Origin of the sequence: Mesorhizobium sp. LSJC280B00, from assembly GCF_000502835.1 — a bacterium.
In the GTDB taxonomy this organism is placed as follows: domain Bacteria; phylum Pseudomonadota; class Alphaproteobacteria; order Rhizobiales; family Rhizobiaceae; genus Mesorhizobium.
Genome location: NZ_AYVL01000005.1, coordinates 128,764 through 141,747, shown reverse-complemented (window position 1 = coordinate 141,747; position 12,984 = coordinate 128,764). Strand labels below are relative to the sequence as shown.

At 63.1% G+C, this 12,984-nt stretch carries 12 protein-coding genes and 1 pseudogene; 10 read left to right on the top strand and 3 right to left on the bottom strand.

The genetic code is table 11. The annotated features are described in order from the left end of the window. Window positions 1-80 precede the first annotated feature (80 nt). Window positions 81-569, top strand: a complete 489-nt coding sequence (locus tag X773_RS49540; protein ID WP_023675810.1) for a nucleoside deaminase — start codon at window positions 81-83, stop codon at window positions 567-569. A 94-nt stretch (window positions 570-663) separates the two neighbouring features. Here the strand turns inward: X773_RS49540 and X773_RS49535 are convergent, their stop codons facing one another. Beyond that, window positions 664-1,560, bottom strand: a complete 897-nt coding sequence (locus X773_RS49535; RefSeq protein WP_023675809.1) for an NAD(P)-dependent oxidoreductase — start codon at window positions 1,558-1,560, stop codon at window positions 664-666. 145 nt (window positions 1,561-1,705) lie between these two features. Between X773_RS49535 and X773_RS49530 the strand changes: the two genes are divergently transcribed. Further along, window positions 1,706-2,644 (top strand): NAD(P)-dependent oxidoreductase, encoded by a 939-nt coding sequence (locus tag X773_RS49530; RefSeq protein WP_023675808.1) that lies wholly within the window; start codon window positions 1,706-1,708, stop codon window positions 2,642-2,644. Window positions 2,645-3,391: 747 nt separating this feature from the next. On the opposite strand, the gene X773_RS49525 is transcribed toward X773_RS49530, so the two are convergent. Together X773_RS49525 and X773_RS49520 are read right to left on the bottom strand one after the other, a co-directional pair. Then, a complete protein-coding gene (locus tag X773_RS49525; RefSeq protein ID WP_023675806.1) occupies window positions 3,392-4,171 on the bottom strand; it encodes a FadR/GntR family transcriptional regulator in 780 nt (259 codons plus the stop codon). Window positions 4,172-4,318: 147 nt separating this feature from the next. Then, window positions 4,319-5,308 carry a sugar-binding protein gene (locus X773_RS49520; protein ID WP_023675805.1) on the bottom strand — a complete coding sequence of 330 codons (990 nt, stop codon included), beginning with the start codon at window positions 5,306-5,308 and terminating at the stop codon, window positions 4,319-4,321. Between the two features lie 375 nt (window positions 5,309-5,683). Between X773_RS49520 and X773_RS49515 the strand changes: the two genes are divergently transcribed. The 8 genes and pseudogenes from X773_RS49515 (at window position 5,684) to X773_RS78990 (ending at window position 12,981) form a co-directional block, all read left to right on the top strand. Beyond that, window positions 5,684-6,475, top strand: coding sequence for an ATP-binding cassette domain-containing protein (locus X773_RS49515; protein ID WP_245274660.1), 792 nt, complete (start codon window positions 5,684-5,686; stop codon window positions 6,473-6,475). Window positions 6,476-6,509: 34 nt separating this feature from the next. Continuing rightward, window positions 6,510-7,576: pseudogene (locus X773_RS49510) on the top strand (ABC transporter permease). Window positions 7,577-7,854: 278 nt separating this feature from the next. Next, on the top strand, window positions 7,855-8,682 hold the full coding sequence (locus X773_RS49505; RefSeq protein ID WP_023675803.1) for an AraC family transcriptional regulator: 828 nt from the start codon (window positions 7,855-7,857) through the stop codon (window positions 8,680-8,682). 108 nt (window positions 8,683-8,790) lie between these two features. Continuing rightward, window positions 8,791-9,234, top strand: a complete 444-nt coding sequence (locus X773_RS49500; protein WP_023675802.1) for an SRPBCC family protein — start codon at window positions 8,791-8,793, stop codon at window positions 9,232-9,234. Between the two features lie 33 nt (window positions 9,235-9,267). After that, window positions 9,268-10,062, top strand: a complete 795-nt coding sequence (locus X773_RS49495) for an FAD binding domain-containing protein (RefSeq protein WP_023675801.1) — start codon at window positions 9,268-9,270, stop codon at window positions 10,060-10,062. 48 nt (window positions 10,063-10,110) lie between these two features. Next, on the top strand, window positions 10,111-10,593 hold the full coding sequence (locus X773_RS49490) for a (2Fe-2S)-binding protein (RefSeq protein WP_023675800.1): 483 nt from the start codon (window positions 10,111-10,113) through the stop codon (window positions 10,591-10,593). A 14-nt stretch (window positions 10,594-10,607) separates the two neighbouring features. Beyond that, window positions 10,608-11,975, top strand: a complete 1,368-nt coding sequence (locus X773_RS78995; RefSeq protein WP_023675799.1) for a xanthine dehydrogenase family protein molybdopterin-binding subunit — start codon at window positions 10,608-10,610, stop codon at window positions 11,973-11,975. 1 nt (window position 11,976) lies between these two features. Continuing rightward, window positions 11,977-12,981 carry a molybdopterin cofactor-binding domain-containing protein gene (locus X773_RS78990; protein ID WP_023675798.1) on the top strand — a complete coding sequence of 335 codons (1,005 nt, stop codon included), beginning with the start codon at window positions 11,977-11,979 and terminating at the stop codon, window positions 12,979-12,981. The last annotated feature ends 3 nt before the right edge of the window (window positions 12,982-12,984 follow it).

Sequence of the window (12,984 nt, the reverse complement as noted above, 5' to 3'; positions counted from 1 at the left end):
GTCGAACGCGACGCGCTTACCGACTTGAGTCGGCGGATTGTTCCGCACTATGATCTAGCGGCGCTGCCGGAGATCCGCCGATGCCACAACGCCCCTATGATGAGCGCCTGCTCCGTCAGGCGTTCGAAGTCGCGCGCAAGGCCCGCGATGCTGGCGAACATCCCTTTGGTTCGCTGCTCGCTGACAAAGACGGCAATGTGTTGCGCGAGCAGCCCAACGCTTACAAAGCCCACGGGGGCGACCGCACCGCTCATGCCGAAAGGCTGCTGGCCTCGTGGGCGGCGATGAATGTCAGTCTCGAAAAGCTGGCCTCTTGCACCCTCTACACTTCGGCCGAACCTTGCGCGATGTGCTCCGGCACAATCTATTGGGCGGGCATCGGACGGGTCGTCTTTGGGCAGAGCGAACACGACCTCAAGCGGCTGACGGGCGCACATGTCGAGAATCCCACGCTCGACCTGCCCTGCAGGATCGTCTTCGAAGCCGGGCAGCGTCCGACTGAAGTCGTCGGCCCGCTGCTTGCCGATGAAGCGGCGCAACTCCAGGCCGAATTCTGGAAGGACAAGTAGCTCGAGTTTGCCGCGCGCGGCAAACACGTGAGCCTGGAGTCGTGACCAGCAATTCGGGGCTGGCCCAGTGCCGGTTCCGCGTCAGCTGCCTCCGTCAGGTCGTCTTGACGTATTTCCGCCAGCTGTGCTCCGGCCGAAAGCCGAGCATATCCCGTGCCTTGCGGTTGGAGAGCAGCGTCTCGTATTCGCCAAGGTCGCCCTTGACTGGCACATCGGGGTAAAACCGCTTCAGCAGTTCGGCCGTCGGCAGGTCGGACGAGGTGTCGTCGTTGGCGGCGTTGAACACCTGGTAACCGAGCCCGTCCTTCTCGATGGCGCGCAGCGTGATCTGGCCGAGGTCGCGCGCGTCGATATAGCTCCAGGCGATGCGCTTGCGGAAACCCGGATCGGCGAACCATTTCGGAAACAGCGAATATTCATGCGGCTCGATGACGTTGCCGATGCGCAAGGCGTAGATGTCGAAGCCATCGCGTTGTGCAAACGCCCGCGCGGTCTTCTCGTTGACGACCTTGGACAGCGCATAGCTGTCCATCGGATCGACGTCGTACTCCTCGTCGAGCGGGAAATACGTCGGATCGCGCGGTTCGTTGGCGAAGACCAGGCCGTAGGTCGTCTCGCTGGAGGCGATCACCACCTTGCGGATGCCGAGCTTCACCGCAGCCTCGATCACGTTGTAGGTGCCGAGCGCGTTGATGCGGAACACCTCATTGTCGGGCGTGATCATGATGCGCGGGATCGCCGCGAAATGCACCACGGCATCCACCGGCTGCGTGCGCAGCGACGGGTCGAATTCATGCAGGCCCATATAGCTCGACAGCGCATTGAACACCTGCCCGCTGTCGGTGATGTCGGTGATCAGCGTGCGCACCTTGGGATTGTCGAGCGGCTTGGTGTCGATGTTGAGCACCTGGCAGCCCTGCTCGACCAGATACTGCACGACGTGGCGCCCGGCCTTGCCGCTGCCGCCGGTGAACATGATCCGCTTCGTCATTTTGCTCTCCCTAAGATTCATGTGTATTGTCAGACAATACCGAACTCTGCAATCGCCTGCCATGGCATGCGGCAAAAACCCGCTTCAACAATTCACCGGCAATGTGCAGCGCCGTCATCCATCACTGCAAATAGGACGAAACGACATGAACACGACTGCCGCGAGCGAAAAGATCGGCTTCATCGGGCTTGGCCTGATGGGGCACGGGATCGCGAAGAACATCGTCGACAAGGGTTATCCGCTGACGTTTCTCGGCCGCAAGAACCGCAAGCCGGCGGAAGACCTGCTCGGCCGCGGCGCCAGGGAAGCGGCAACCTCGCGCGACGTCGCGGCGGCATCCGATATCGTCTTCATCTGCGTCACCGGCTCGCGCGAGGTCGAAGCCATCATCCGCGGCCCAGGTGGCCTCAAGGAAGGCCTGAAGCAGGGATCGGTCGTCGTCGACTGCTCGACCTCTGATCCCGTTTCGACGGTGGCGCTGGCCGCCGAACTCAAGGCGCTCGGCGTCGATTATGTCGATGCCCCGCTCAGCCGCACGCCGAAGGAGGCTTGGGAAGGCACGCTAGACGCCATGGTCGGCGCGCCCGATGCGGTCTTTGCCCGGCTGAAGCCGGTGCTCGAAACCTGGGCCGGGCGCATCGTCCATATCGGCGATACCGGCGACGGCCATCGCATGAAGCTGCTCAACAATTTCATCTCGCTCGGCTACGCCGCGATCTATTCCGAGGCGCTGGCGCTGGCGCAGAAGGTCGGCATCTCCCCGCCGCGCTTCGACAGCGTCATCCGCAACGGCCGCATGGATTGCGGCTTCTACCAGACCTTCATGCGCTGGACGCTGGAAGGCGACCGCGACGCGCACAAATTCACCATCGCCAATGCCTTCAAGGACCTCACCTATCTCGAGTCGATGGCGGGTGCTGCCGGCATCGCCAACCCGCTCGGCAACGCCACCAAGAACGCCTTCGCCGGCGCCTTTGCCACCGGCCCCGCCGATCAGTACGTGCCGATGCTGGCGACGCATATCGGCAAGGTCAACGGCATTGACCTCATGCCGACAAAAGATGGGAAAAAGCAGACGATCTGAGGCTTGTGCGATACGCCCGGTACACTGCCTTCAATCGAGGCCGGCGCTGCCCCTCATCACCCTGCCGGGTACTTCTCCCCGTATAGTGACGGGGAGAAGGACGCCTTCGCCAATGATTTCGCCAACTGCCTGCGCTGCAAGCCAACTGCCTGCATTGCAAGAACAGCCCCTTCTCCCCGTCACTATACGGGGAGAAGGTGGCGGCAGCCGGATGAGGGGCAGCACCAACCTATATGACAAATCAATAGCGCAACCGGGCAGATGACGTCGTCGGTGTTGTCGAAAAGTCGGTGCATTGCAACACGCAACGTCCGATCGAAGAGAAAGCCAGAAACAAAAAACCCGCCTCGGTGGGCGGGTCGTTGGAGCCAATTAGCACCATACCGAAATTAGTAGCATAGCTGCCGGCACAAAGCAAGAACAAAATATGCCCCCCGGTCGCACAAAGCTCAACGGTGTCGACGTCATGCCGGCCAAGGATGCGAAAAATGCAGACGATCTAAGCGCATGGGCAATGCGCACGGCGCGCTATTTTTCAATCAACGCCAGCGCCGCCCCTCATCGCCCTGCCGGGCACTTCTCCCCATATAGTGACGGGGAGAAGGACGCTTTCGCTGATGATTTCGCCAACTATTTCCATTGCAAAAGAGTGTGCCAAGATCGCGGCCAGCCCCTTCTCCCCGTCACTATACGGGGAGAAGGTGGCGGCAGCCGGATGAGGGGCGGCGCCGGACTTTGCGGTATAAATCACCGCCGCGACCGGCCGATAACGTCGTCGGTGTTGGCAAGAAGCCTGTGCACCGCGGCACGGGCTGCAGCCGGTCGCTGCAGGCGGATGTTCTTCTCGATCGCCTCGTGCAGTGCCTGCGCCCGCCGCTGATCGCTGGTCTCGCGGGTGACGAACTGGAACAAATGGTCGAGCGCCGATTCGATCAGCACGCCGAGCGGCACCAGCAGATCGTTGCCCGAGGCGCGCAGGATGGCGAGATGAAACCGCGTGTCGGCGCGCGTGCGCTCCTGCAGATTGGTCGCCTCGCCCATCTCGCGGCAGGCCTGGCTGATCTCGGCCATCTGCTCGTCGGTGCGTCGCATCGCGGCAAAGGCGCTGGCCTCCGGCTCGATGATGTGGCGGAATTCCTGCACGGTCCTGAGGAACACCTCGCGGTCCGGCGAGGTCGCATACCAGGCCAGCACGTCGCGATCGAGCAGGTTCCAGCGCTCCTTCGGCTCGACCCAGCTGCCGATTTTCGGGCGTGACGCCAATAGGCTCTTCGCCATCAGCATTTTTATGGCTTCGCGCACCGCCGAGCGGCTGACGTCGAAGGTCTCGGACCATTTGGCTTCGTTGGGCAGGATGGTTCCCGGCGGATAGTCGCCGCGCACGATCCTCAGCCCGATTTCGTTGGCGAGCGAGGCGTGCACACTCGAGCCGGGAAAGTGTGCGGCATCGGCACGCCGAACGACGGCCGGCCGCCCAGGCTCTGCCTTGAATTTGGCGGGTCGCTTTTTTGATGTCGCGTCCGGCATTGGTATTCCCCGGCAACTGCTTGTCGAAAGCCTGAACTCAGGGCACGGCAAAGCAGCGGCCTACGCTCCAAAGCAGCGTCGCCTCGTGCGTTTTGTATGGACAGTGCGAACGGGGCGCCCGTCGAAGGGCGCCCCGAAATTGCCGACCTACTTTTGGATGCAGGTGTCGACCGTGTCCTTGGTGCATTCGTCGAGGCCGGTGAACACCGGATCGGCGACCGGCTTGCCGTCGACCAGGTCGATCATCACCGAGGGCGCCTTGTAGCCCATCTCGAACGGCCGCTGGCCAACCAGTGCGGTCACCAGCCCGTCACGAGCAATCGCCACCTCGTCGCCGATCGTGTCGGCGGCGCCGATGACAAAGGCGTTGCTGGCGATCTTGTCGGCCATCGGCTTGAACAGGTCGCGGTAGGGCTGCGGAGCGCCGAACAGCGGCCAGCCGCCCATGATGCCGAAGGCGTCGAGATCGGGATTGGCGGCGAGGATGTCGGTCATCGCCTGCACGCCCTTGGCGCCGTCGTCATTGGTGAACACCGGGCAGCCGGCAACTTCGGTCCAGCCGCCTTCGCCCGCCAGCGCCGCGAGGCCGTCCTTGCCCGACAGCGCGTCACGCATGCCCTGCGCGCGGCGCAGGATGTTGTCGGCGGCCGGATTGCCTTCGATGGTGCAGATCTTGCCGCCATTCGGCTTGGCCTTCTTGATGTATTCGCCGATCTTGTGACCCATCAGGTAATTGTCGGTGCCGAGATAGGTCTTGCGCAGCGCCGCATCTTCCTTGCTGAGGTCGGCGTCGAGGGTCATGATCGGGATCGACGGATTGGCGCTTTTGATCGTCTGCGCGATCAGCGGCGCGTTCGATGGCGAAATCGCCATTGCCACCGTATCGGGCTTGCTCAGCATGTCCTGGACGATCTGGGCTTCACCGGCCTCATCCGAGGTCGATGCCGGTCCGGTGTAGAAGCACTCATATTCCGAGCTGGCGTTTTCCTTGTTCCACTTCTCGCAACCCTGGTGGATGGCCTCGAAGAATGGATTGTCCAGACCCTTCACCACGATGACGAGCTGTTTCTTGGCCATAGCCGGCCCGGCACCCAGCGCCATGACGGCGGCGGCAGCGAGCAATAGTGATTTCCTCATGTCAGTCCTCCCTTTGAAACAAACGGACACGGCGTGCCCGCCACACACAGACCGACCCGGAGCAAGATGACAGAGGACGTCGCACTCGTGTCGCCAAGCCAGGTCGATAAGCATTTTCATATTCAGTCTCAGACCGGCACCGACAGATATCGCTGGTTACCAAATCCCTGACCGACAAACCCTCACCGATTCCTTCCGGCAACCCGGGGGCTCGGCGCAAGCTCCTCCGACACTTAGCTAATATCGCCTTGTCACCGACGTCAATGCTATTTGTCCTACAAAACTGATTTTTCGAAAGAAGCCGTGGTTGACGCCAAGGAGGCTTATGCGTAAATGGGCAAAATCGCTGCTTCCGGGAGGAACTGGGGAGAGCGAATGGCCGCGGCAGAACCGCAGGCCGCAAAGCACGGGGAGGCAAGAAGGCTGGTGGCGGTTCTCGAACTCACCAACATCTCGAAGCATTTTGGCGCCATCCAGGCGGTCAACGACGTTTCGTTGTCGATCGAGGCCGGACAGGTTGTCGGCCTGATGGGCGACAACGGCGCCGGCAAGTCGACGCTGGTCAAGATGATCGCCGGAAATTTCCCGCCGAGCCATGGCACGATGCAGATGGACGGCAAGGAGCTGATCCTGCACAAGCCGGTCGAGGCGCGCCAGCACGGCATCGAAATCGTCCATCAGGACCTGGCACTGTGCAACAATCTGACGGCCGCCGCCAACGTCTATCTCGGCCGTGAATTGCGCCGCGGCCTCGGGCCGCTTCGCATCCTCGACTATGCCGCGATGTACAAGCGTGCCGGCCAGATCTTCGCCGAGCTGAAATCCGAAACCCGCCCGCGCGACCTGGTCAAGCAAATGTCGGGCGGCCAGCGGCAGGCGGTGGCGATCGCCCGTACCATGCTTTCGCAGGCCAAGATCGTGCTGATGGACGAGCCGACGGCGGCGATCTCGGTGCGCCAGGTCGCCGAGGTGCTGAACCTGATCCGCCATTTGCGCGACCAGGGCATCGCCGTCGTGCTGATCAGCCACCGCATGCCCGACGTCTTTGACGTCGCCGACCGCGTCATCGTCATGCGGCGCGGCCGCAAGGTCGCCGACAAGACGATCGCATCGAGTTCGCCGGAAGAAGTCACCGGACTCATCACCGGCGCCATCGAACAGGTATGATTGACGCCTCAACCATGAGTAAAAAAGGTCGATAATGGCAGTCACCCTTGATCAGACGATCGCGCACAAGCAGCACACCTTGCTGAGCAAGGTGTTTGCCAGCCAGACCTTCTGGGTGGTGATCGCGGTCATCCTCGCCTGCCTGTTCCTGTCGGTGGCAACGGATTCCTTCGCCACGACCAAGAACCTCTACAACATCACCCGCAACGTCACCTTCGTCGCCATCGTCGCGCTCGGCATGACCTTCGTCATCATCACCGGCGGTATCGACCTGTCGGTCGGCTCCGTGCTTTGCCTGTGCTCGATGGTGCTGGCCGTGACCATGCATGCCGGCTACGGCATCGAGATCGGCATTGCCGCTGCGATCGCCACAGCGCTGATCATCGGCGCCTTCAACGGGGTTCTGANATCGAGATCGGCATTGCCGCTGCGATCGCCACAGCGCTGATCATCGGCGCCTTCAACGGGGTTCTGATCGCCTATCTCGGCTTCCCGCCCTTCGTGGTGACGCTCGGCATGCTGTCGATCGCACGCAGCCTAGCCATGGTCGCCTCCAACAACACCGTCGTCTTCCAGTTCGGGCCGGATCACGACAAGCTGCTGGCGCTGGGCGGCGGCGCCTGGGTGTTCGGCATCGCCAATCCGGTGCTTTACATGATCGTGCTGGCGTTGATCACCGGCTTTGTGCTGCGCTGGACGAAATTCGGCCGGCACATCTTCGCCATCGGCGGCAACGAGCATGCGGCAACGCTGACCGGCGTTCCGGTGCGCCAGATCAAGGTCGTCGTCTACATGATCTCGGCAATGGCGGCTGGCCTTGCCGGCATCATCCAGACCGGCTGGCTGGGCGCGGTCACCACCAATCTCGGCAACGGCATGGAGCTTCAGGTGATCGCCGCCACCGTCATCGGTGGCGCCAACCTGGCCGGCGGCATGGGCACAGCCTTCGGCGCGGTCGTCGGCGCGGCGCTGATCGAGGTCATCCGCAACAGCCTCGGCCTGCTCGGCATCAATGCCTTCTGGCAAGGCGTGTTCATCGGCGGCGCCATCCTGCTCGCCGTGCTGTTCGACCGCATCCGCAATTTCAGGCGCAACGACTGAATCTCGGCCGCATCCCGACGCTGAATCATAGACCGTTCGCCGGTTGAATTGCCGGCCTCGAGGCCTCGCCGGCGCTGGTCGCCGGCCGACCGCATCTGTCTTCCCATAGCGGCCTTGAAACGCTCGCCTTCCTCCTATCGCCGGGTCTGAAAATCCGCCGCTGCGGCGCATGGCCGGCGCCCGGACGTGCACATGCGTCTTGACGCAAGCCCAAACTGCGCCGCACAATCGCTCGCAGCAGGCGAAGGGAGGCCAGTCGCCTGCGGGAGGATATACCCATGACGGAAGCGATCAGGCTCTACTGGGGCCGGTTCGGACATGTTTCTGTCCTGAACGTCGCCAGCGACTTCGTCACCCATGCCCATGTCGAGGCGCATATCATCATCTGGCTGGAAGGCACCGCCGGCGAGATGACCATCGGCCGCGAGACGGTACGGCTTGGACCGGGCACCGCCGCCGGCATCAATTCCTTCCAGCCGCACAGCCACGCTCTGTCCCGCGACGGCACGCCCGGCCTGTTCCTCGCCTTTTACATCGATCCGGACTGGGCACGAAAACGCCGCGAGCTGCCTTCCGCCGCGCCGCTGTTCTCCGCCCCGGCAATCACGCTCGAGCCTTGGCTGCACAAGGCAGCGGCCAACCTTCTCGACCATCTCAGCGACAATGAGAGCATCGACGACATCGCCAATTACGAGATCGAGCGCTTCATCGACAGCGTGCTCGATGCCGCCGACGCCTCCGCACCGCAGACGGTGCGCACCCGCATCAACACCATGCAAGACTTCCGCGTCCGCAAGGCGATCCAGCTGATGAAAGCCAATGTCTGCGAGCGCATCTGCTTCGACGACGTGGCGCGCAGCGTCGGCCTGTCGCGGCCGCATTTCTTCGCCCTGTTCAAGGAACAGACCAATCTGACGCCCAACGTCTATTGGAACACGCTGCGCATGGAGGAAGCGGTGCGGCAGTTACAGTGGTCGCAGGAGCCGCTGATCTCGGTCGCCTGCAATCTCGGCTTCACCACGCAAGGCAATTTCTCGCGCTTCTTCCGCGACCATGTCGGCGTCCCGCCGACGCTTTACCGCGAGGCGGCGCGGGCGATCAGCTGAGCGCCCGTTTTTTCAGACTATTTGATAGGCGTTCAAGACGCATTGATAAGCGCTGCCGAGCCTGCCGCTCTACCCTCCCAAGCAGCTGATTTGCAAGGGAACGATCATATGGCGAAAGTCACCATCTCCAGTGTCATCGACGCACCGGTCGAAAAGGTCTGGGCGCGCATACGCGACTTCAACGGTCTGCCGACCTGGCACCCGCGCATGGTCGAAAGCCATATCGAAGACGGCAAGGATGCCGGCACGATCGGCTGCGTGCGCAATTTCCAGCTCGCCAGCGGCGCCCGCCTCCGCGAAAAGCTGCTCGATTTCTCCGACGAGAACTTCCTCGTCAGCTACGCCATCCTGGAGACGCCGCAGCCGCTGACCAATCACAAGTCGACGCTGCAGTTGCGGCGGGTGACGGACGGCGACCGCACCTATGCCGAATGGACCGCCAGCTTCGACGCCGCTCCCGAGGAAGCCGATAAATTGGCCGAAGGCATGGGCGCCAATGTTTTCCAGGGCGGGTTCAACGCCCTGAAGAACCACTTTGCCGGCCAGAGTTGAATGACGGACTAAGCCCGAAAAAGGGAGCGTTCCATGGCGCTTGCACTGCAGACTTTCGCGACGGTGAAGGACGCCGGCGCGGCGCTGAAAGCCGCCGGCGCCCGCTATCTCGGTGGCGGCACACTGGTCGTGCGCGCCGCCAATGAAGGCGACGTGTCGATCTCCGGTTTCATCCGGTCGACCGAACCGGCGCTGTCAATTATCCGCATTTCCGGCGGCGAGGTCCGCATCGGCGCTTCGGTGACCATGGCGGCGGTCGCCCGTCACCCGGATCTGGCCACTCTTGCCCACGCCGCGCGCGCCGTCGGCGGCCCGGCGATCCGCAACATGGCGAGCGTCGGCGGCAATCTCTTCGCGCCAACGCCTTACGGCGATTTCACCGTTGCGCTGCTGGCTTTGGATGCAACTGTCAGCACCGATGACGGCGAGCTGCCGATTGAGACATTCCTCGCAAAACGCGAGAGCAACCACGCCATCGTCACTGCGGTCGGCTTCACGCTTCCGAAGGAAGGCGGCTTTCGCTTCCTGAAAGTGTCGAGGGTCAAGCCAAAGGGCATTTCGGTGCTGAGCATCGCGACCGTGCTGGAGCACGCACCGGACGGCACTGTGTCGTCCGCGCGGATCGCGCTCGGCTGCATGGCCGACCGGCCGATCCGTGCCAGGGCGGCGGAGAAGGCCCTGATTGGCCGGGAACTCACGAGCGAGGGCATCGCACCGGCACTGGCTGTTGCCCGCGACGGCACTTCGCCGCGAACCGATCCGATCGCCAGTGCCTGGTATCGCAACGAAGTCCTGCCGGTCCATCTCGGCCGGCTGCTGCTCGCCTGAAAGCCGTGGCGCGTATGTCCGCCTGGCTGCGGCGCAAGGAGTAAAAAGATGGCAAAGGTCCCGGTTCAGTTCACGCTCAATGGTGCCGAAAAGGCCGAATTCATCGACAGCGGCACAACGCTGCTTCATGCGCTGCGCGACAAGATCGGCGATACCTCGCCGAAGGGCGGCTGCCACCAGGGCACTTGCGGCGCGTGCTCGGTCATCATCGACGGCGAGCTCAGGCTCTCCTGCCTGACGCTGGCCGAGACCTGCAATGGCGCGACTATTGCCACGACCACGGGGCTGGCGGAAGGCGGCGTGTTGCATCCGCTGCAATGCGCTTTCCTCGACGCCTTCGCCACCCAATGCGGTTTCTGCACGCCGGGCATGATCATGGCCGCCAAGGTGCTGCTCGACCAAACCCCGAACCCCAGCCGCGAGGATGTGGTCGAGGCACTGTCCGGCAATATCTGCCGCTGCACCGGCTACGAACCGATCATCCAGGCAGTGCTGAGCGCTGCGCGCTCCAATTCGCAGAACGCGGCTTGAGGGGAGTTAGAAAAATGGAACTCCGCAAGAGCTATTTCGCCGACCAGCGCAAGGACGATCTGCACGAGATCGGCCAGCCGCGGCCGCGTTCGGATTCGCCCGGCCATGTCACCGGCAAGACCGCCTATTTCGCCGACCGCAATTTTCCCGGCATGCTGCACCTGAAGATGGTGCGCAGCCCGCATCATCACGCCCGCATCCGCAGCATCGATACGTCAGAGGCGGAAAAGCACCCCGGCGTCGTCAAGGTGCTGACCGCCAAGGATGTGCCGCACAATGTCTACACCATCCTGATCCTGATCCAGATCGGGCCGGAGGACGAGACGGTGCTGGCCGACGGCAAGGTGCGCTGGAAGGGCGAGGCCGTGGTGGCGGTGCTGGCCGAGACCGAGCGCGCCGCGCAGGAAGCCGCCGCCAGGGTCAAGGTCGATTACGAGGTGCTGCCGGCCGTCTTCGACATGGACGAAGCGCTGAAGCCCGGCGCGCCGATCGTCAACGAATATCACGGCCGGAATTATTACCTCTACGACAGCGGCGAATGCCGCAAGGTGCGCTTCGGCGATGTCGAGGCAGGCTTTACAGGAGCCGACCACGTGCTCGAACAGACCTACCAGTCTTCACCGATCGAGCATGCGCCGACCGAAACGACCGGCTGCATCGTCGCGCCGGAGGGCAACGGCCGCTTCACCTGCTACACCAACACGCAGGCGATGTTCTTCACTCTCGATAACGCCTCGATCATCCTGCAGATGCCCGGCAACAAGCTGCATTTCGTCGGCGGCACTGTCGGCGGCGGCTTTGGCGGCAAGGTCGACGTCATCGTCGAGCCGATCGCCATCCTTGGCGCCAAAACAACAGGACGACCGGTCTGTTTTATCTACAGCCGCGAGGAAGAGATGCAGATTTCCTCGCCGCGCGCCGCCGAGAAAGTCGTCATCAAGGACGGCGTCATGAACGACGGCCGCATCGTCGCGCGCAAAGTGACCGGCTACACCGACGCCGGCGCCTATTCGCGCCATTCGCCCTACGGCGCGCAGAAGGGCGCCGGGCATTATCCCGGCCCGTATACGATCCCGAATGTCTGGATCGACACCTACTGCGTCTACACCAACCGCACCCCGTCCTCTGCGATGCGTGGCTTCGGCGTGACGATTGGCGATTTCGCGCTGGAGGTACAGATGGACAAGCTCGCCCGGCTGATCGGCATGGACCCGCTCGAATTCCGCTTCATCAACGCCTATCGTGACGGCGACATCAAGGCACACCGGCAGCCGACCGAGGGCGCGGCGCTGATCGAGTGCATGCAGGAAGCCTCGCGCGCCGCCAACTGGCCCGTGGCAGAAAAATTCATGGCGATGTCGTCTTACGCGAAGGGAGTTTGAGATGGCGATCAGGCGCGGACGCGGAGTCGCCGCGATCAATTATCCGACCGGCATGAATCTCGGCGGCGATCCGACGCAGGCGCTGGTGCATTCGACGCCGACCGGCAATTTCATGGTCACGCTGTCGAGCGTCGACCTCGGCCAGGGCATGAAGCAGATCATGGCGCAGATCTGCGCCGAGACGATCGGCGTGCCGACCGACCGTGTCGTCGTCGACACCGCCGACACCGACACCGGCCCGCATTGCATGGGCACCTTCGCCTCGCGCGGCACGCACCGCGCCGGCAATGCAGTCATCCAGGCGGCCAGGGAAGCCCGCCAGGTGATGCTGGAAGTGGCAGCCGAGGAGCTGGAAGTGAACGCGTCGGATCTCGAGACCGACGGCCAGGGCAACATCCTGGTCAAGGGCGCGCCGCAGAAATCGATCTCGATCTTCGATGTCGCGCTGTCGGCGCATTTCAAGCGCGGCCGCTCGATTTCCGGCCGCGGCATGTTTTTGATCCCGCGCTCCTATCCGGAGAAAGAGACCGGCGCGATGAAGCCCTCGACCTGCTATGCGCACGCCTGCACGGTTGCCGAGGTCGAGGTCGACGACGAGACCGGCGAGGTCACCGTGCTGACGGTGAAGAACGTGTTTGAGATCGGCCGCGCGCTGAACCCGAAAATGGTCGAGCAGCAGCTCGTCGGAGGCTCGTGGATGGGCATCAGCCATGCGCTCTACGAAACGACCGAACCCTATTATCCCAATCGCGACCATGGCGGCACCGACTTCAACCAATATCTGATGCCGGGTCCTGGCGATCTTGCCGAAACCGAGATCATCGTGCTGGAACGGCCCTCGGCGGACGGGCCGTATGGCGCCAAGGGGCCGGGCGAAATGTGCGCCAACCCGCAGATCCCGGCGGTCGCCAATGCCGTCTTCGACGCCGTCGGCGTGCGCATCGACACGCTGCCGATCACGCCGGAGCGCATCCTGCGGGCGCTGAAGGCGCAAGCCCCGAACTGAGTG